General features: G+C 68.2%; 16 protein-coding genes and 1 pseudogene. 5 read left to right on the top strand and 12 right to left on the bottom strand.

The window, feature by feature from the left end:
- Positions 1-56 precede the first annotated feature (56 nt).
- On the bottom strand, positions 57-251 hold the full coding sequence (locus O5O46_RS26145; protein ID WP_269858032.1) for a hypothetical protein: 195 nt from the start codon (positions 249-251) through the stop codon (positions 57-59).
- Between the two features lie 1,280 nt (positions 252-1,531).
- Between O5O46_RS26145 and O5O46_RS26150 the strand changes: the two genes are divergently transcribed.
- Together O5O46_RS26150 and O5O46_RS26155 are read left to right on the top strand one after the other, a co-directional pair.
- The gene (locus O5O46_RS26150) at positions 1,532-1,990 is read left to right on the top strand and encodes a hypothetical protein (protein ID WP_269858033.1); all 459 of its coding nucleotides are present in this window, start codon (positions 1,532-1,534) and stop codon (positions 1,988-1,990) included.
- Positions 1,991-2,080: 90 nt separating this feature from the next.
- Positions 2,081-3,367 carry a VanZ family protein gene (locus O5O46_RS26155; RefSeq protein ID WP_269858034.1) on the top strand — a complete coding sequence of 429 codons (1,287 nt, stop codon included), beginning with the start codon at positions 2,081-2,083 and terminating at the stop codon, positions 3,365-3,367.
- A gap of 87 nt (positions 3,368-3,454) precedes the next feature.
- Here the strand turns inward: O5O46_RS26155 and O5O46_RS26160 are convergent.
- From O5O46_RS26160 to O5O46_RS26185, 6 genes and pseudogenes are all read right to left on the bottom strand, one after another.
- Positions 3,455-4,039: pseudogene (locus O5O46_RS26160) on the bottom strand (alpha/beta fold hydrolase); the annotation flags it as partial.
- Positions 4,040-4,063: 24 nt separating this feature from the next.
- The gene (locus O5O46_RS26165) at positions 4,064-8,071 is read right to left on the bottom strand and encodes a hypothetical protein (RefSeq protein ID WP_269858035.1); all 4,008 of its coding nucleotides are present in this window, start codon (positions 8,069-8,071) and stop codon (positions 4,064-4,066) included.
- Positions 8,068-8,481 carry a DUF6375 family protein gene (locus tag O5O46_RS26170; RefSeq protein ID WP_269858036.1) on the bottom strand — a complete coding sequence of 138 codons (414 nt, stop codon included), beginning with the start codon at positions 8,479-8,481 and terminating at the stop codon, positions 8,068-8,070. Before O5O46_RS26170 ends, O5O46_RS26165 begins: the two co-directional genes overlap by 4 nt.
- Positions 8,478-9,377: a radical SAM protein gene (locus O5O46_RS26175; RefSeq protein ID WP_269858037.1), complete on the bottom strand. Its 900-nt coding sequence runs from the start codon at positions 9,375-9,377 to the stop codon at positions 8,478-8,480. Before O5O46_RS26175 ends, O5O46_RS26170 begins: the two co-directional genes overlap by 4 nt.
- Positions 9,378-9,758: 381 nt before the next feature.
- Positions 9,759-10,724 (bottom strand): pirin family protein, encoded by a 966-nt coding sequence (locus O5O46_RS26180; protein ID WP_269858038.1) that lies wholly within the window; start codon positions 10,722-10,724, stop codon positions 9,759-9,761.
- Positions 10,725-10,755: 31 nt separating this feature from the next.
- Positions 10,756-11,223: a universal stress protein gene (locus tag O5O46_RS26185; protein ID WP_269858039.1), complete on the bottom strand. Its 468-nt coding sequence runs from the start codon at positions 11,221-11,223 to the stop codon at positions 10,756-10,758.
- A 303-nt stretch (positions 11,224-11,526) separates the two neighbouring features.
- On the opposite strand from O5O46_RS26185, the gene O5O46_RS26190 reads away from it, so the two are divergent.
- Positions 11,527-12,576 carry a sphingomyelin phosphodiesterase gene (locus O5O46_RS26190; protein WP_269858040.1) on the top strand — a complete coding sequence of 350 codons (1,050 nt, stop codon included), beginning with the start codon at positions 11,527-11,529 and terminating at the stop codon, positions 12,574-12,576.
- Between the two features lie 58 nt (positions 12,577-12,634).
- Here the strand turns inward: O5O46_RS26190 and O5O46_RS26195 are convergent, their stop codons facing one another.
- Entirely contained in the window at positions 12,635-12,979 is a 345-nt protein-coding gene (locus O5O46_RS26195; RefSeq protein WP_269858041.1) for an MmcQ/YjbR family DNA-binding protein, read from the bottom strand.
- Between the two features lie 221 nt (positions 12,980-13,200).
- Between O5O46_RS26195 and O5O46_RS26200 the strand changes: the two genes are divergently transcribed.
- Positions 13,201-15,072, top strand: a complete 1,872-nt coding sequence (locus tag O5O46_RS26200; RefSeq protein ID WP_269858042.1) for a DUF2264 domain-containing protein — start codon at positions 13,201-13,203, stop codon at positions 15,070-15,072.
- Between the two features lie 7 nt (positions 15,073-15,079).
- Here the strand turns inward: O5O46_RS26200 and O5O46_RS26205 are convergent, their stop codons facing one another.
- From O5O46_RS26205 to O5O46_RS26220, 4 genes are all read right to left on the bottom strand, one after another.
- The gene (locus O5O46_RS26205) at positions 15,080-16,219 is read right to left on the bottom strand and encodes an MBL fold metallo-hydrolase (protein ID WP_269858043.1); all 1,140 of its coding nucleotides are present in this window, start codon (positions 16,217-16,219) and stop codon (positions 15,080-15,082) included.
- Complete coding sequence (locus O5O46_RS26210) at positions 16,216-16,674, bottom strand: PPOX class F420-dependent oxidoreductase (RefSeq protein ID WP_269858044.1); 459 nt, start codon at positions 16,672-16,674, stop codon at positions 16,216-16,218. Before O5O46_RS26210 ends, O5O46_RS26205 begins: the two co-directional genes overlap by 4 nt.
- A gap of 100 nt (positions 16,675-16,774) precedes the next feature.
- Positions 16,775-17,572 (bottom strand): polysaccharide deacetylase family protein, encoded by a 798-nt coding sequence (locus O5O46_RS26215; RefSeq protein ID WP_269858045.1) that lies wholly within the window; start codon positions 17,570-17,572, stop codon positions 16,775-16,777.
- 41 nt (positions 17,573-17,613) lie between these two features.
- Entirely contained in the window at positions 17,614-18,897 is a 1,284-nt protein-coding gene (locus O5O46_RS26220; protein ID WP_269858046.1) for an MGDG synthase family glycosyltransferase, read from the bottom strand.
- Between the two features lie 276 nt (positions 18,898-19,173).
- On the opposite strand from O5O46_RS26220, the gene O5O46_RS26225 reads away from it, so the two are divergent.
- The gene (locus O5O46_RS26225) at positions 19,174-19,593 is read left to right on the top strand and encodes a BlaI/MecI/CopY family transcriptional regulator (RefSeq protein ID WP_269858047.1); all 420 of its coding nucleotides are present in this window, start codon (positions 19,174-19,176) and stop codon (positions 19,591-19,593) included.
- Positions 19,594-19,675 lie beyond the last annotated feature (82 nt).

Here is a 19,675-nt window from a genome sequence, read left to right on the forward strand (position 1 = left end):
CGAGGCTTCCCCGACTGAAAGGGGGAAGGAGAACGGACTCATGTTCCCGTGCGGGTCTACAGATGGAACTGGCCAATCATGCGCGTCACGTTGGTCGTCAGACTGCGGATCGTGGGAGCGAGCGAAGAGCTGGCGAGATAGAAACCCAACAGGATGCACACCAACGCATGGCCCAATTTCAAGCCTCCCTGCTTGACCAGCAACAGCACCATGATCAGCAGAAAGAGAACCGTGGATACGCTCAGGGTCACTGGTTTGCCTCCAGCGATGGATCACGCCGCCCTGGCCCACGCTGCGCGAACTGACGCAAGCGAGTGGTGCAGTTCAGCGCTGTCGGTGACAGCGAAGGAAGAGTCGTGCGGCAGCAACCAGATGCGGACGCACTCGCGGAGCTGCCATTCGCGACCAGGAACCAAGCAAGAGAAATCGCCGTACCGGCACGGAGCCTGCGGCGCATGCCAACGCCACGCGGAACCAGCCTCCACAGGGATGTGAACCAACAGGTCCGTCATGCAACACAGCACCGGCCCAACCGGACGGCGCAGTTTGCGCAACTCATCTAAGGCCCTCATTCCAACGCAAAGCCCCGTCTGCACCACGTCTGTGCGAGTCGTCAGTGGTGATTCCGGTCGGGGGTGCTCCGTAAGGCGTACGTTCCAGGGGAGTTCTGAAATGGGGGCGAGCATAGGGACTCCGGTGCCGATGTTGAATGAAAGTGGGGCCAGAGCTTGATGCTGACTGCCTGCCCGGCGGCACGATGCTGGCCTGGTGTGCGGGACGGCGGTACCGCCTCGGTGGACGCCTTGGGGACGTCTCGGGACGTTTCTGAGCACGAGTCGCGACAACGATGGAACACCCGACCCGCGCAAGAGTTCAGCGGAGGAGCCGGAGATGGTCAGCGTCATCGTGGCCGATGAGCGGAAGCGGTTGAGCGGCGCAAGGCACCCGGGGGCTCAACTTCCCCCGGACAGGACTATCCGCCAACGCCACCGCGACGCCGACCCCTCCGTTCACTGGCGCGCTTGTGGTCACCCTTGCACTGTTGGCCCCCCTCGACGAGGGAAGCTCACCCGCCGTGACGGCGCCACGTACCTGCCGCCCTCACATGGGCGGAACAACTAGGGTGGCCTAGAGCCTTCTCCGGACATCATCCTGATCACTCAGTGTTGACCTACCGCCTCAAAGCTGGGCATTCCGGCGCTTGCCATGAAACGCAAGCGTCAAGTGTTCGCAATATGTGCGACATTGACCACGACGCACCGTGACACCATCAAGCCAACCAAGTAGGCCCTTAAGGGACCTTAAGGGCGGTTCATGTTGGCATGATCACGCTACGGAAGCGGGCGCGTCGCAACCTTCACGGCATGGCCAAAAACGTGTAGAGGCAGTGAAGGGTCGCTGGAGAAGATTTTGATCAGCGCCACGGGGGGTTGGCCGCGGATAACTTCGCGTGGCGCATTGTCCCTTCAGCTTCCCAACGGAGGACGCAATGCGCATTTGGACTCGTGTCGCTGCTTTAGCGGTAGCCGCTATGTCCGTCGTCGCGATGGCCGGTACGTCTCAGGCCGCCAGCCCTTCGCCCGCAGCCACCAAGCAGTACCAGGTCATCCGCACCGCTCACGTGGAGATCCCGGCAGCCAGCCCCAAGGGCATTGCCCGGCCCAACACCGGTGGTAACTGCGACTACTACGTCTCCTGCACCAGTCTGAGCAATGGCACGCTGTACGTTTCGGTTCTCGACGCCGGATCCAGCCCCAGCGAGGTCCTCGACCAGTACTCAAAGACTGGCGGCGGCACCATCTCGGCCGACTTCGAGTACAACGACGGGAGCAGCCTGCACTACGACCAGGGCACGTTCTCGCAGTCGTCCGGCCAGACCAAGTCCTACGAGTGGTACCAGCAGTACCTGCCCAGCTGTGCTCAGGTCGTCGGCATCCTGGCGGTAAGAGGCCAGGGCAACTTCCAGACGCCTCCGGTGTACATGTGCTAGTAGCCAAGCAGTGACATGTGCGGCCCGCACTCTCGTGCAGGGGGTGCGGGCCGCGTGTGGTCAACCCTTCGTCGTCTGGAAGCCCCTGCAATGATCCGCGCAATTCTCAAAGCGAACGTCGGCCTGATACCCGTCTTTCTGATCTTGGCCGTGATCCTTGGCTCGCTTGCCTGGTGGGCCGCGCGACGGCGCACACTGCCGGTGTGGCCCACCGTGCTGTTCGCCGTCTCCTTAGCGGGAGAGTTCACCGCAACGCTTTATCCCACCGGCCGCCATGCCGGGTCCTCCCACGTCTGTTCGTACAGCAAGGACATCGCCGCCGCGTTCGCTGATCAGCAGGGGCTGATGAACGTGGCCATGTACATCCCCGTCGCGCTGTTCGCCGTCCTGGCCTTTCTACACCCTCTGTACGTCGTGGCTGCCTGCTGGCTCCTGTCCGCCACCACCGAGACCGTGCAGGCGCTGATCCCACACATCGGTCGAGCCTGTGACTCCCAGGACTTCGTCACCAACTCCACGGGAGCGGTGATCGGGGTCGCGATCGGATGCGCATGGCAAGTGCTACAGCGGTCCCTGTCGGTACCGACGAAGCGCGAGGCCGTGTGGAGCGTCATCCCGCTTGCGGGAGGGGCCATCGCCCTCGCGTTGGTGCATCATGCGGCCATCAACCCCATGTGGGCCGACTCCACGTTGACCGTGGCTCACTCCACCGACCAGCGGGCCCTCGCGGCACAGGACGCAAAACTCCTCTTCGGCCCGTCAGCCAAGGTGGTCAACATCCAAGATCAGTCAGCGCTACGTGAAACACCGGAACTGGTGATCGTCACCACCGACACGGGCCAATTCTCCATCGAGTGGCCTTCCGGACAACTCCACGACGGCACCAACGGAATTTCCGCCCTGCCGACCGCTGGCGGATCAGATGCCGAAGCTCAGGCAGCGGCCGACGCCTTCGCGCGTAAATGGTTTCCCCGGAGCCTGCCAGACACCACCGTCCGGGTCTACAAGGTCGACCCCAAGAACGCCCGGCGCATCGTCGAGTACCGCCGCTACCGCAAGGCCGATGGCCTTCTGGAGCCGATGCGTCTGGACATCGAGGTCGACCCGGGCGGACACATCGCCCAGTACAACTCCCGTAACGTCCCTGACCCCGAACTCCCCACAGCACGCATCACCCGCGAACAAGCCATCGCCACGGTCACATCGGCACACCCTGGGAAAGTACAAACCGCCTTCCTGCTCGCCTACCAACTCGACGGGAAATGGCAACCCTGTTGGGCCGTCACACTACCCAGCAGCAACCCGCACGCCCCGGGCATCTCCTACCTGGTAGACGCGGTCACCGGCGCCCCCATCAACGGCAATGTCAACCAGTGAGGTTTCTCAACGAAGATGCCGATGGCGCCAGGTTGCAAGACTCGCGATCAGCTCGGCCTGGCGCCTTTTGCAGAAGGTGGGAAGCGCTCAGTTGGAGTGCGCTTCCAGAGCGTCGAGGATCTCGGGCCAGAGTTCACGGGGGCGGTCGTGACCCATGCTGGGAATCAACAAGAGCTTCGCTCCGGGCACCAGGTCTGCGGTGCGTTTCCCACCACTGGGGTCGATCAGCGTGTCATCCAGGCCGTGGATCACCAGGGTCGGCACCCGAAGCTTCCGGAGTGCGTCTGCGCGTGACCCACCCAGGATCATCGCGCCGAGTTGACGCCCTACTCCGGCTGGGTAGTAAGCGCGGTCGTAGCTGTTGGCAGCGAGCTCACGAAGGATCGCGGGGGCGCCGTAGCGCTTGGAGGCCCACACCAGTTCCCTCTCCGCCGCTGCAATCTATCCCTCACGGTCGGCTGGCTTTGGGCTGAAGAGCACCGCCTGGGCCTCGGGGCTAGGCTGTCCGTATTCGGGTTCGCCGGTCGAGGACATCATCGACGTCAAGGTCAGCACCCGCGCCGGCTGGGTAATGGCCATCGTCTGGGCGATCATGCCGCCCATCGAGGATCCGACCACGTGAGCTCGTTCGATTCCGAGCGCGGTGAGCAGGCCGAGGCCGTCGTCGGCCATGTGTAGCGGAGGCTCCGTGATCGGTCAGGACGATGGTGGGCTGACCGGTTCGTCGAGCAGCCGGACATCGCGCCACACGTTCGTGTAGGCACGCTGGGCCTCCCGAACCCAAGAAGGAGGCGCGTGCCAATCAACGGCCACCTCGCGCTCGCCCCACGCCACCTGCATGATCCGGCGGCCGGCAGCGAAGCTCTCGACGAGATCACGGCGCAGGAACAGCAAATGCCCTCGCCAGGGCTTGTCCACGCTGAAGGCTGCAGAGGCGCGCCGGCCGTCCAAACCCACTAGGTCCAGGGTGCTGGGCAACTGACGCAAGCCGAACCGGGCGGCGAATTCGAACGACGGCACATCGTACGACCCGTCCAGAGCACTCTTCGATTCGCTGTCGGAGGGGAACTCAACAGCGACTTGGTCGAAACTGATGCCTTCGGCGTCCTGCCAGTTCCGCTGAATTTCCGGCTGCGGGACTGATTCCGAGGCGAAAGTAGGGTCGAATCTGAAGCTCCAGGGCATTTCCGTAGCGAGAACGCCACGAGCCGTCGGCAGCGAAGGGAAGAAGTCGTTTCCCGGATAGGCCTGTTCTACAGCGAACTGCCGTGCGCGTTCGGCATCTTCGGGAGCGAGGAGGAGGGTCCGGAAGAACCCGAACGCCGTCCGGCCATCATGCTCGTGGGCCAGGTAGCCCTCGGCCAGGAGCCAGCCACCACCCACGCCGTGGATCTCCGCCGGAGACCACAACTGGTCTGAGACTGCCACACTGCCTGACGTGACCCAGGTCTGATCGTCCCTGGACTCCACGGATGCCCACGGCGGAAGGGGCACAGGCGCGACCGGCGGCTCGTCGGGGAAGCCCGGGTCAATGTCGGGCATCAAACGTTCCGGCTCCCCGAAGAGGGCCGGTGCCCGTCCGACGTCCACGAGACGGCCGACCATTTCGTGATAGGCGATCCAGCTGTACTTTTTTCCGTAACGCTCCACCTTCCTCGAAGAGCTGTAGCGGCGCTCGGCACTCATGGCGATGGCCTCGTCGAGGCTACCGAACTCCTCTTTGCGCCAGCCGAGTTCCCAGACGCGGGCCCTGACCTCGGCGCGGGCTTGGCGGAAGGCAGGGTGGGTGTAGTCGTAGTTGCCACGGTCGTTAATGGCAGCTCCGATGACGTAGTTCTCAAAGTTCATGCCCATGGTGCGGTCGCATTCCGCTGCATGAGGATCGTCATCGGCCATCACATTGGCGGGCCCCACGGCGGCAAACGTCAGGGCGCGGGCGTCGACACCATCCGGGACGGCGGCGGGGTGGAGGGCACCAGCGAACTCGAAGGTCGCCCGTACGTAGCCGCGCAACTGCTCATGTGAGGTGGGAGCAGCCCCGCCATCGAGGAAGCTGTCGTGCAACTGCGCCAGCCAGTCACGTAGGGCCTGCTCGAACGATCCTTCGGGATCAGGCATCTGATGGGTGCTGGCGGCGCCGAACGCAGCACCGACTAGGCGCTCGACGATGTAGAGGTCATCGGCGTCGAGCATCCTGGCCGCGAGGTCGAACAACCGCTTGGGTTCCGGCCGGCCGTATCGCTGGAGGGCCTTCGTGGCGAGGTCACGCAAGACCGTGTCCGTCGAGGCCAGCAGCCAGGATATGGCCAATGCATCCAAGTCGTCGCTCTCGGCACGGTCTGCCCGGGCCTCCCATCGGCTGACCGTCCGCTCCAGAGCCTTGGTGAGCACTCCTGGGGCTTGGCCACGAACCCATTCGGTCCAGTACGGATCGCGCTGTGCAAGGGGAAGCCGTCGCAGGACCCGGTCAAGGAACTCGGCGTTCAGGCGGTGTCGAACAGATCTGCGCACCTCCCACAGGCGGTCGAACGCATGACGATGCCCTCGGCCGCCGGCCCAGCGTGTGCTAATCAGGGCTTCAAGCGCGTTGACAGTCTCGTCATCCAGGAAACCGGACTCAGTGGCGAGTTCACCGGCGAGCGCGAAATCACGATGCTCGGCCGGGGCGGCGCGCCACAGGTGACGCTTGGTGAAGCGACGTGGGAGCAGGCCGATCAGCCCGACGGTGACATCCTCACCGAGGGAGTGCGCCTGCTCGCCGAGGAGGGACTCCCACAGATCCGGCTCCGCGAGCTGATCGTGGACACCGGAGTAGGTCATGCGCACCAGGAGCGAGTCGGCGATCAGGTATCCGGCGAGGCGGTCGAACGCGAATGCGCACTCGGTGTCGTCGAAGCCCTCCGTCTCCTGGCGAATGAGGACCCCTTCCTCCACCAGGCGCCGGAAGAGGCTCTCGTCCCAGCTCGACTGGCCCGCGTCTAGGATCTCCCTAGCCTCGTCGGACGGCAGACGGCGGAGCTGATGTGTCCACATGTGGTTGGCGAGGTTGGCGAGGCGGCGCTTGATCTGCTCGGCGGGCACGTGGGTGCGCGCCGGGTCCAGGGCCAGGCGCTCGGCCACACCGTCGCGGTACAACTCAAAGACACCCACCAGGGACTGAGGCAGCGCTTCCGCGCCCACCGGTGTCTGGCGCGTGGGGTTCGCTGCCTCGCAGTACATGCGGACGAACAGGGGGCTATGGAAGGCCACCGTCGGAAGCCAGGCGTCGGACGGGTTGATCTTGTACTCGCGGAAGTAGACCGTGACGATCTCGGAGACCTCCGCCTGCTGCCACTCCAGGTCCAGCCGCGCGGCGTCCTGGGGGATCAGCTGATCGGCATGTGCGTCGCGAAGGGTGACGATGACCATCACGTAGGGGTAGTCGCCCAACGCCGGCGCCAGTTCGGCCACCAGCCTGCGCCATTCAAGGGGCCGCTCGGCCTCGTTCAGCCCGTCGATGACCAGCGGGATGCGACAACCCGCCCGAATTCCAGAGGAATTGAGCGCTTCCAGGAGCTGGTCGAAGCGATCGGCCTTGATACCGGGAATCCGCCGTGCGAGGTCGTCGAGAGTGCTGCCAGCATGCAGGCTCCCGCCTTGGACGAACACCCCCGCTGTAGGTCGGCCGGTCGCTGCGGTCATCTGCGCGGCGAGGTGTGTCTTGCCCTGCCCCGCGGCGGCGGTGACGGCAAGCAGTGGAGCTTCGGCATCGGCTCGCGCAGTGCTGAGCCACTGGACGATGTCGCGAAGGTCCGCGCCAAGGCCAGTCACCAGGAGCGCTTCAGGTCGCTGATGCCTCCTTAGCTTGACCACCAGGCGCTTCAGCGCTCGGGGAGAAGTCGTTGGCGGCTGTTGGCCGGCGAGCCGCTCACGGACCTCGCCAGGGCGAAGGCTCCTGCCGGCGTCGATGATCGCACGCAGGTCCTCGACGAAGCGGTTCAGGTCGTCGGCAGCAACTGCGGCGGCGTCACGCGAGTCCGGGTCCAGGCCATCGAGGGCAGCGCGAAGCGCACCGGTACGGACTGCGACATCGTCGGTTCGCTGCTGCAGCCAGTCGAACGCCGCCGGGCGTAGCAACGCACGGTCAATGTGATGCTCAGCCTGGGTTGAGGTGTGCAGGCGGGGCATCCACCGGAGCCTGACCGGCGCAACACTCCGCTCGTGGGACCGCTTCAACACCTCGGGCGTAAGCGCGAGTTCGCCGAAGAACGTGGCCCGCAGCTCGTCAAGCCCGGCCAGTTGAGCCTCGTAGTTCTCGGCGCACCACAGGCTGACTTTGACGGTTTCCTGGCTGAGGCCGTCGATCCAGTCCTCGTCCTTTTTCGCCGGCCGGTAGGGTAGGCAGAGAACAAAGTCGGTCAGCCCATCAACGTGCTTGACCGCCAGCCTGAGCGACTCTTCGGTCAGTTCGCGCTGGCGGACGGTCAACTCGTTCTTGCGGTTGAGCGCGAACCACTTGCACGACCAGCCCCAGACCCGGCCGGGATCGCCCAGGGCGCCGACGCGGTCGACATGGAAGTAGAACTCGACACCGGGCTGGTTGCGCCGCTCCCGCATCCTTCCCAGCGCGCCGTGGTGCCGAGAGACGATGGCTCGCGTCAGGGCCTCGAAGCTCTGGTCGGGGGCACCGGGCAGGCGCTCCAGATCAGCCAGATCCAGTGTCACTCGCTCACGTCCGATCGCGGCGTCGCGTCCTCGTTCCATTCGTGGCGGGAGAACACCTCGACCTTCGCACCGTAGTGGAGGAACACCTTCAAGAACCCCTGTACATCGGACTCATCGGTCCAGAGCCTGACCGTCTCGGCGTCGCGGGTGACGCTATGGTCGAACGCGTAGTTGTCGACGTCGGAGCGGCCCAGGTCGTACAGCTTCATTTCCTGCAGTGCGTCGCTGAGTTCGCGAGGCATGCGCTCATCGTGGGTGCGCCAGTCGTCGTCGGACCACGTGTCTTGGGCGAGTTCCTGCAGTGCCTTCATGCATTCCTCGGCTGCCTTCGCGCCGGTGACTTCTTGGAAGCGGCCGATCATGACGAGGTTCATCGAGTGCTCCGAGCCGTACCCGTTCCAGATCCTCATCGTGCTCCTCTCAGCGTCTGGACGGCATCCATGATGGAGGCGCCAACCGGTGTTCCCGCAGCAGCGTAGGCGTGAGGGCGCAGCACCCCTGTAGCGTCGACGTGCATGTGCGCGTCCAGAGAATGCTCGCCTAGGAGTGCCTCCGCGACTGGCAGCGCCGCCTCGAGGCCGGTGCGCGAGATTGCGAGGCGAACCCCAGCCCTGGCGGCCGAGACCCACTCGACAAGACGCCGAGCATCGGTTTCGCCGATACCAGGGGTAGCCGCAGTTGGCTGCTCCGGCAGAAGCAGCAGCTCAGAAGCGCCGACATCGGCAGCGAACCTGGCGACGTCGTCAAGTTCATCGATGGTGTCGGCGTTGACCACTGTGTTGATGCCGAACGGGGCAAGGGAGGCGAGCAATGAGGCTGCTCGGACCACGGAGGCGAATGGCTTGCCGCGGAGTCGTTCGTACGTTGGTCCGATTCCGTCGACCGACAGACGGACGAAGTGGACGGCCCCGCGCAAGGACTCGATGAAGTCGGGCGTCAGCCGGTGCCCATGCGTGGTGAACGTCACTGCCATTGACGTGGACTGAGTAATGTCCGTGCACAGTTGAGAAAACCGGCGGTACGCGGTCGGCTCCCCTCCTCCGAAGCCGACGCCCAGGCACCCGGCCGCATCGAGCTCGACCGCCCAGGCCAGTACGTTCTCGGGGTTGAGAGCCGCAGCATGCTTGGGCGCGTAGCAGTACAGGCACTGGAGTTCGCACGCGTTCGTCAAGGCGACGGACAGGTACCGCGGTGCAGGAGAGAACTGCTCAGCAGCGACAGACACCTCATCGAACAGGACGTTCATCCCGGAGGTGCGGTCAAACAAGTGAACGCCACAAGCGGACAGGCGGATCTTGCACGTCATCGACGACATCATGCCACCAAGGCCAGCGACGGCTGTCCGTATCCAAAGATCTGAAATGTCCACCCAGAAGGATGTCAGCGCGTCCGTTGACACAGCACTCGCTGGACGGTGCCAGAGGGCTGCGACGCAGCGCCCTCGCCACGCCTTCGAACTGAGCAGACCGCATCACGAGATCGACTGATCCACCGTCAGCTAAGTCAGCATTGAGTCAGCATTCATCCGACTAGGCCCTGCTACAGCTGCTCAAACCTGCGAATCGCCGCTGGGCTCCCAAAGTCGCAATCACAGGGGCGGCCAGTGGTCCCGGCAATCGGGCTCGACGGAGCGAGAGCCGTGCCCACCAGGCTCTCAGCGATCCCATCAGCAGGGCGAATGCCCAGCTCAGCGCACACGTCCGCGCGGTTTCAGCGGCCCGGGCGGGAGTGCGGGGGCGGTAAGTCGAGAGCCGTCGTAGCCGCGCACCTGCCCGAAGCGAGTGCCTTCCATCCAGTCCATGCGGGCCTGTACGATCTCGTCCCCGGTCCGCCCGACGAAGTTCCACCACATGACGATCTTCTCCTCGAACGGCTCGCCGCCCAGCAGTACGAGGTCGGTCGCGGTGTCGGCGCGTAGTGGCAGCCCCGTTCGGCCGCAGCCAAGGTAGAGCAGGGAGCCGGGGACGAGCGGTACGTCGTCCACGATCGCGCCGCCCGACATCGTGAGCGCCGCGTACTCGAAGGACGGATCGAGCGGCAGCGTCACATCGGCGCCCGCGTCCAGCAGCAGGTCAGCGCCGACCAGCGGGGAGAACGTACGGCCGGGTGAGACGGCGCCGGCCAGCTCGCCGATGATGACGGTGGCCCTAAGGCCCGGCGCGGTGACCACGGGGAGTGCGGTGTGGTGGTCGAAGGCGGGCTCGGTGGCGCGGTGGGCGTCGGGGAGCGCGACCCACAGTTGGGCGCCGTGCAGGAAGCGGGCGTGTTCGCGCGGGGACTCCTCGGAGTGCGCGATGCCCCGCCCCGCGGTCATCAGGCCCAGCTCGCCGGGGCGTACGGTTTGCAGGCTGCCGAGGCTGTCGCGGTGCAGCACCTCGCCTGCACGCAGCCAACTGACCGTCTGGAGGCCGATGTGCGGATGCGGCGGAACCTGCATACCCGGTTCCTTGGCGATGTCGTCGGGGCCGTAGTGGTCGACGAAGCACCAAGCGCCGATCATGCGCCTGCCCAAGTTGGGCAGCAGGCGCCGCACTTCGGTGCTCTCGCCCAGCAACACCTGCCGCCCGGTGAGGAGTTCGCGTACCGGCTCGGCCGCGACGGCGGCGCGCCCGCCGCACACCGACACCTGGGGCCTGAGGTCGAGATTGCTCATGCTGCCCTCCGCGGAGTGGTTCACGGCCGGACTACGGGACGACGGTGACCGGCCAGCGGGCGGCCTTGACCAGCCGGACCGCCAGCGAGCCGATGATGCGGTGGCCGGCCTGTTCCGAGGCGCCGACGACCACGGCGTCGGCGCGCAGTTCGTCGGCGGCCTGGGACAGGCCGGTGAACGGGTCCCCGGCGAAGGTGTGGAACTCCCAGCGCAGCGTGGCCGTCTCGCCCATCCGCTCGATCGCCTCCCGCACCTGCGCGACGATCTCCTCCGCGACCTGCGAGGTGGCCTCGGCCATCGGCACGCCGAGACCGGCCGAGCTGGCCATGGCCATGGGCTGTACGTACACCATGGCGAGCAGGGACCGCTGCCGCCTGGCGAGGCCGGCGGCGTAGGCCGCCGCGCGCCAGGACGACTCCGAGCCGTCGACTCCGACCACTATCACCTTCGGACCGTCCGTACCCAGCTCGAACGCCGACCCGGTGTTGTTCTCCGTCACACCTTGAGCGTAGTCGGGCCGGAACGTTCCGCCGGGCCGGGGCCGGTACGGCGTCGACCCAGCCCTCCGGCGTGCGGCCCCACTGCGCCGCGCGGCCCCGCCCGACGCCAGCACACACCCCAGCGCTTTGTGAACCCTTGGCCAACGCGCCGCTTGCCGAACCGTTGCCGTTCGCCCCACCGTACTCACCAGTCGCTAGCGTGCGCCTGCCTTTCCGCGGCCCCGCGGATCTGGCGGGGCACACCACCGTCTCCGGGTCCGCGTCAACGGTTGGGCAACCACCCCATCTAGCAGGAGGCACTTGTGATCGCTCGTCGATCGACCGCCGCGGCCATGGTCGCGGCAACGGCCCTGTTCCTCGGTGGCCTCGCACAGCCCGCGGTGGCGCAGCCGGCACGGAGCGCGGCCAGCGGAACCGGCGGTTCGCTCTCCGTCTTCGCCTGGAACGTCGACCTCGCCACGGCCGTGGTCGACTCGGTGGAGAGCGAGAAGGCCGCCGAGCGCACCCCGGTGGTCGAGTCGGTGATCCGCCAGCACAACGCCGATGTCGTGGTGCTGGACGAGCTGTTCAACCACGCCTCGACCGACGACATCACCGCCAAGCTCGCCGACCTGTACCCGTACCGGACACCGGTGGTCGGCCAGGTCTGCTCCGGCGGCGGTTGGAACGGCATCAGTGGCAACTGCTCCAACTCACCCTTCGTCATCAACGGCGGGACGATGATCCTGTCCAAGTACCCGATCACGGCCCAGTACGCCCATGTGTTCACCAACTCCACTTCGGGGACCTGGGACTACAACGCCAACAAGGGCGCGGCGCTGGCCCAGATCGACAAGGACGGCAGCAAGACCTGGGTGGTGGGCACACATCTGCAGGCCGACCAGTCGAACACCTCGACCGACACCACGCAGGCCACCCGGCTCGCCCAGCTCGGCGAGATCCGCGACTGGGCCGACGGCATCGTGGGCTCCAACGGACCGGTGCTCATCGGCGGCGACCTGAACGTCGAGTATTACCACGGCCAGGCGCGCGGCGACTACGCCAACGCCCAGGCCGCGGTGGGCGGTGTGCTCGGTACCCCGGCCGGCGATCCGTCTCAGACGCTGACCACCATCGACTGCAAGGTGTCGGCGTGGTGCCAGTACATGGCGGGCGTCGAGAGCTTCCCTACCGACTACACCGATGATGTGGACTACCTCGGCTACCTCAACGCGCCGGGACGGCCCACCCCGGCGGCGCTGCCCGACGTCGCCGTCGACTTCGACCCGCAGAGCGGCTGGACGCAGGGGCAGACCGACACCAACGCGCCCAGCGACCACTACCCTGTCGAGGCCACGTTCCAGCTGAACTGACGCCCGACAGCCGGCGGTACCGCCCGTCGGCGGTCAACTGGCCGCCCACTTACGCGGGTTACGCGTCCTCGTATGAGGCGGCCAGTTGGCCTGGCGCCGCCTGCCGCCAGGAGTCCAGCAGGATGGCGCGCAGTTCCTCGATGTCGTCCACGGCGGCGAGCCGGACCCGCATCCAGGCGAAGTTGTCGTCATGGCCGCGGCGTATGAAGAACTTCTCCGGCTCCGCGGCGATCAGCTCGGCCCGTTCATGCATCGGGCACTTGACGCTGATGGAGGCGTCGTCCTCGGCGAGCCACGCGAAGGACCTCCCGCGCACCCGGAAGGACGGCATGCCCCAGGCCAGCTTCTCCACCGCCTCCGGCAGGGAGAGCGCGATTCTCCGTACGTCGTCGGCGTCGGCCATCTCGGTCCTCCGTTCCCACCGTTCACCACCGACCGTAGTGCCCACCACTGACAATGGCCGCCGACGGCGCTTCCGTGCGCCGCCCAAGCGCCCGCAGCCACTTTCCGCACTACCGGCGCGGCACGGCGCGACCCCGCGCGCTCCCCGCGGCTGGCGCCCCCGGCAGCCATGAGCGGGCACACTGGACCACATCGTTCTTCGCACCTCCGAGGACGGCCCTCGTGTCCGCACCGCCGAAGCTCCCGCCCCCCGACCCGTACCGCTCGCCGCTGACCGGGTGGACGCGGGCGCACTGGGAGGCGGTGGCCGACCGGTTGCTGGACGCGCTCGTGCCGTACGCGACGCCGGGCTGGGCGCGGTACTGCCTGCCGGGGCGGGCGAGTTGCTCCGGGCACGCCTCGGACGGTCTGGAAGGGTACGCACGGTCATTTCTGCTGGCCTCCTTCCGCATCGCGGGCGCCGACGGCCAAGTGGACCAGCGCCTGACAGAACGCTACGCGCGGGGTCTGACAACGGGCACCGACCGCCGCAGCGGCGAGGCATGGCCGCCGATCGGCGATCGCGCGCAGCCCATGGTGGAGGCGGCCTCGATCGCCGTCGCGCTGCACGAGACGCGCCGTTGGATCTGGGACCGGTTGGACTCGCCGGTCCAGCAGCGGGTGGTCGACTGGCTCTCCGGAATCATCGGAAAGCGCACGCACGACAACAACTGGCGGCTGTTCCAGGTGGTTTGCGAGGAGTTTTTGGCGTCGGTGGGCGCCGGGTACCGCCAGTCGGACATCGACGGCGGCCTGGCACGGATCGAGGACTGGTACGTCGGCGACGGCTGGTACACCGACGGTGACGGCCGCAACTTCGACTACTACAACGGCTGGGCGCTGCACCTGTATCCGCTGCTGTGGGCCCGCATCGCCGGTGACCGGGCCGAAGCCGCGCGGGTGGCCGTCTACCGGGCGCGGCTGCGCCGGTTCCTGCTGGGCTACCAGCACTTCTTCGGTGCCGACGGCGCTCCTGTGCACCAGGGCCGGTCACTCACCTACCGCTTCGCGACCGTGGCGCCGGTGTGGCTGGGCGCGCTCGCCGACGCCACGCCGCTGCCCCCGGGCCGCACCCGCCGTCTCGCCTCCGGCGTGCTGCGGCACTTCACCGAGCGCGAAGTGCCCGACGAACGCGGCCTGTTGAGGCTAGGCTGGTACGAACCGTTCCTTCCGGTCACCCAGGAGTACTCCGGCCCGGCGTCACCGTACTGGGCGGCCAAGGGCTTCCTCGGGCTGCTGCTTCCCCCGGACCACCCGGTGTGGACCGCGCGCGAACTGCCGCTGCCCATCGAGGAGTCGGACCAGTACGTGGCGCTGCCCGCGCCCGGCTGGCTGCTGCACGGCACCCGTGGCGACGGCATCGTGCGGCTGCTCAACCACGGCAGCGACCACGCGACGCCAGGTCTGGCCGACGATCCGCACTATGTGAGGTTCGGCTACTCCTCGCGTACCGCGCCGCAGACCGCGTCGCACGCCCCGGCGGCGCGGCTCGACGGCCATCTGGCGCTGGTGGCCGCCGACGGCACCGCCTCCCGTCGCACCGTCATCCATCCGCTGGGCGTTTCAAGCTCCCGCGCCGCCTCCTGGTACGCGGCGCGGCTGCCGGGTGACAGGACGGAGTACCGCGTCGAGACCACCGCCCTGCCGCACCAGGGCCTGGAGGTGCGCGTGCACCGGGTCGAGGCGCCCGCGGGGGTCACCGTCCGCGAGGGCGGTCACGCGATCGCCGGGACCCGGCCGCCGACGGCCGAGACGGGGGACGGCTGGGCACTGGTACGCCGCGCCGACGGTCTGGTCAGCGCCGTCGTGGGACTGTACGGCTGGTGTGGCGGGCATGTCGCCCACCACACCGACGCCAACGCGTTCGGCCCGTGTTCGGCCGTCCCGTACCTCACCTCGGCACCGCACCCCGGCGGTCGCAGCATCCATGTCACGCTGGTCGCGCTGGCCGGCAACCCGGTGCAGGCGGCCGAGCTGTGCGGGGTCGCGGCCGCGGAGGTGATGGACGGCGCGGTCGCCGTCCGATTCACCGACGGTACCGAGCTGTACGTATGACGTACCGTCAACCAGCCTCGTTCGGAGCCAGTTCGACAGGCGCGGACGCCGGTGCGGCAAGGGCGGCGGGCGACGGTACGGCGACCGGGCGCCACCAGGGCTCCAGGGGCAGTTCGCCGCTCGGCTCGAAGGGCCTTCCGGGTGGCGGCAGGGCCACCGAGGCACCGGCCGCGAGCGCGGCGGCGAGGGTGCGTTCCGCGGGCTCCTCCCAGGGGTGCGGGGCGAGGTTGAACGTGCCCCAGTGAATAGGTAGCAGGGCACCGCGCAACGTCCCGGCGGACAGGTCGGCGTGTGCCCGCAACCCCTCCTCCGGGGTCATGTGGATGTCCGGCCAGAAGTCGCTGTACGCGCCGATCTGGATCATCGCCGCATCGAAGGGGCCGTACTCGGCGCCTATATCGGCGAAGCCGGGGAAATATCCGGTGTCGCCGCTGTGGTAGATCCGGTGCTCGGATCCGCGCACCACCCAGGAGGCCCACAGCGTGTGCTGGGTGTTGCGTATGGCGCGTCCACAGAAGTGCCGGGCCGGGGTGGCGGTGAAGGTGAGTCCGGCGACGACCGCGGTCTCCCGCCAGTCCAGTTCCACCATCTGCCGGGCGGGCACGCCCCACCGCTCCAGATGCGCGCCGACACCCAGCGGAACGGCGAACGTCGTTCCGGTGCCGACCAGTTGGCGGATCGTGGGCAGGTCCAGGTGGTCGTAGTGGTCGTGCGAGATGACAACGGCGTCCAACCGCCCCAGTTCGGCGAGCGGTACCGGCGCCGGATGCACCCGGCGCGGTCCGACGAAGCCGAACGGGGAACAGCGCTCGCCCCACACGGGGTCGAACAGCACCCGCCGCCCGTCGATCTCGGCGAGCACGCTGGAGTGCCCCATCCAGGTCAGGCGCAGTCCGGACGCGGGCGGGGCGGCCAACTCGGCGACGGTGTACGGATATACGGGAACGGGGGCCGCGGGACGTCTGCGGATCCGATCAGCCTTGCGCAACTGGGACTTGAGCATGCCCCAGCCCGGACCGCCCGGTGGCCGCGAGGGTCCTGCCGGGTTGACGAACACACCGTCCCTGAAGTTCGGGGAGCGGCGGATGCGGGCCATCCGCTCCCCCGTGGGGTCGGCGCCGAAGGACAGCGGACGCCAGCCGGTCATGCGCGCCGCCCCGGCTGCCCGTAGGCGCGCTCCACGCGCAGCCGCATGACCAGCCGCCGGTCGGCGACCATCGCCGCGCGGTACTCGTCCCAGTCGGGGTGCTCGCCGCGCACCGCGCGGTAGAGGCCGATGAGCTCCTCCACCGCCGGGTCGTGCGGGTCGGTGGCGACCTCGGACAGTTCGGCGGTGCCTTCCGCCACGGTCCAGGTCCACCGGTCGGGGCTGGTCACGTGGTAGCTGGCGCGTGGGTCGCGGCGTAGATTGCGGGTCTTGGCGCGGTCGTCGGTGATGGAGACCCGGACGATCCGCTCCTCGGGGTCGTAGTGGTGGTTGACGTTGGACAACTGCGGTCGTCCGTCACGCTTGAGGGTGACCAGGACCCCACCATCCACCTCTGTGAGCAGCCGCAGCAGTGGTGCTTCGCGCTCCAGGGCGTCCGAATCTCTTGCCGTCATGACGACCTCAACGCGTGGCCGGTCTCCGGTGTTCCGCCTCGTCAATCCTGTTGGGTCGCGGCCGTTCGGCACCGCTGGGGCGGTTGCCGGCGCGCCCTTGTCACGCCCGTACCGCGCGGACCGGGCGGCGGGCCTCGCAGGCGTGGGTGGAGGTGGCGGGGGCGTGGTCGCGTAGCGGGCCGACCTGAAGGCCGCGGCGCTCACAGGTGTCCAGCAGCATCGGCAGCGCGCCGAGCGCCGAACGCCAGGCGCCCGGGGCGGAGGTGCAGTCGGAGTCGTGCAGCAGGATCGTGCCGCCGCCGCGCAGGTCGGCGGTAACGGTCTGGTGCACCGAGCGCGGGGTGGCCCGACGGGTCCAGTCCTCGCCCCAGCAGGTCCACAGCACGGGGGTCAGGCCGAGCCGCCGTACCGCCAGATGCGCGGAGGTGGACATCACGCCGTACGGCGGGCGGAACAGCCGCGGCATCTGGCCGGTGATCTCGGCTACCCGGTCGCGGGCGCGCGCGAAGTCCTGATAGGTGGCGCGCGGTCCGCGCAGCAGCAGCGGACGGTGCTGCCAGCCGTGGATGCCGATCTCGTGTCCGGCCGCGGCCATTTCCCTGAGCAGTTCCGGGGCGCGGTTGGCCATCGAGCCGAGTACGAAGAAGGTGGCGCGGATACGGTACTCGTCGAGCACCCGCAGGAAGAACGGGGTGGACAGCGGATCGGGGCCGTCGTCGAAGGTGAGCGCCACGTGGTCGGCCCGGCCCTGGCCGGAAAGCCCCGGCATCAGCCGGTTGCGCAGCGGCCCGAGGGTGGAGATGACGGGAGCGGCGTGGACGGCGGCGAGCGCGGGCAGCGCCACGCATCCGGACTTGAGGACCGTACGGGCCAGGCCGGGCTTCCGGTTGGCGGGCATCGGCACTCCTTCTTACGGGCTTACGTGGTTTACGAGTTGGGTCAGCGGCCGAATTCGTGCAGCAGGTGGAAGCCACCGCGCGCCACCGCGGCCTCGGTGGTCTCCGGACCGGCGAGCATCGTGGTGGCCAGGGCGGCGGCGAGCACGATGGCGGTTCTGCGTGCGGCGGGCCGGCGCATGGATGCCGGGTCGGTGACCGCCTCGGGCAGTGGAGCGGCGGCGGCGTCGAGGATCTCGGCGACCGGTCCGGCCACCGGGTCGTCGTGGAACAGCGCCTGCCCGGCGGTCCGTTGGGCCCTGCCCAACGGGCCTTCGAGCAGTTCGCCGAGCACCGGCTTGAGGTCTTCGCGGGAGCGGATCCACACCGCGAGGCCCGCTTCGTCCAGGGCGGCGGCGTTGGTGCGGCCGTGGCCCGGTATGCAGCCGTAGGAGGCGACCGGCAGTCCGCTGGCGAACGCCTCCAGCGAGGTCAGCCCTCCGGCGTTCTGCACCAGGACGTCGGAGGCGTGCATCAGTCCCGGCATGTCCTCGACCCAGCCGAAGGCGTGCTCGATGCCCAGGGCGCGCAGCCGCTCCACGAGCGCCTGGTTGCGGCCGCAGACCACGACGGGCACGGCGGCGCCGCTGTCGCGGATCTCGGTGGCCACCTGCTCGACCGGGCCGACGCCCCAGGATCCGGCGACCAGCAGCGCCAGCGGTGCGCGCGGCGGGAGGCCGAAGCGGGTCCGGGCGGCTTCCTGTTCGGCTGCGGACGCGGGGCCGAAGCGCGGATTGACCACCGGGCCGGTCGCGGTGACCCGCTCGGCGCCCGCCGTCCTGGCCTGATCGGCGGGTATGGGGTGGGCGGCGAGATGCAGGTCCACCCCGTCGGCCACCCACATCGGGTGGACGGAGAAGTCGGTGAGGTAGGTGAGCACGGGCACCGTCAGCCGGCCGGACAGGCGCAGCGCGCCCAGCACCTGACTGGCCAGCGGATAGGTGGAGACGACCGCGCGGGTGTCCGGCGGCAGCACGCGCAGCGTGCGGTGCTCGGAGCGGCGCAGTACCGCGCGGGTGAGCCGACCGGTCTCGCCGCCGTGCTCGGTGGCGGCGTAGATGCGCTGGTAGGCCCAGGGGGCGTAGGTCAGCAGCTGGTGGTAGCTGCCGCAGATCAGCGGGCCGAGCCGGGCGGGCAGCAGGTCGAGGAAGTCATGCCGGTCGACGGTGGCACCGGCGGCGGTGAGCCGTCGGGTGAGTTCGTCGGCGGCGCCGTCGTGCCCCGCGCCGACGCTCGCGGAGATGACCACGATCCGGCCCGGGACCGCTTGGCTTTGGGGGTAAGACACGACCGACCTTGCCTCCGTACGTCGGGGAACGCTCCGCACGGACGACCTGGGGCGCCCCGTAGCCGAAAGCCGGGGTGGCGCGGCGCGATGGGGTGCGGGCATGCGGAACTCTACAACGTGTAGTAGTTAACTTCCGACCCACCCGACCCCCGGAAAACCCGCACCCGCGAGCGGGTTACGAACAACCCCCCGGCCCGACACCGAGCTTTTACGAGAAGTAGTAGATTGCGGGGTTGTATCGCGGGAGTGGATGTCATATGCGAGGAGGCCGGTCACGTGGCAGGGGGTAAGGCGCGCTCGGTGAGCGGCAACAGCCGAAGGGCCGCCGGGGAGCTGGAAGCCGGTGTACTGGCCGCGCTCTGGGCCGCGGGGGAACCGCTGACCGCGGCCCAGGTCAACGAGCAGTTGCCCGGCGACCTCGCGTACACCACCGTGCTCACGATCCTGTCCCGGCTGTACGACAAGGGGATGCTCACCCGGCGCCGCGAGGGGCGCGGCTACGCCTACGCGCCCGTGGAGGACGAGGCCACGCACACCGCGGAGCGGATGCGTTCGCTGCTCGACCGCGGTCCCGACCGGGCCGCGGTGCTCTCCCGGTTCGTCTCCGAGCTGTCCGCCCAGGACGAGCTACTGCTCCACCGGCTCCTCGCCGAGCAGGGCCACTCGACCCCGGGTGGCCCCAAACCGCGGGCGTAGCACGGCCCTTGAGCGAGCGGCCCGCTCTCTCACGGCCCGGTTCGCGAGGTGAACGGCCGTGCAGCGGCGGATGAACAACTCT

Source organism: Streptomyces sp. RPT161, assembly GCF_027533845.1.
Classification (GTDB): domain Bacteria; phylum Actinomycetota; class Actinomycetes; order Streptomycetales; family Streptomycetaceae; genus Streptantibioticus_A; species Streptantibioticus_A silvisoli_A.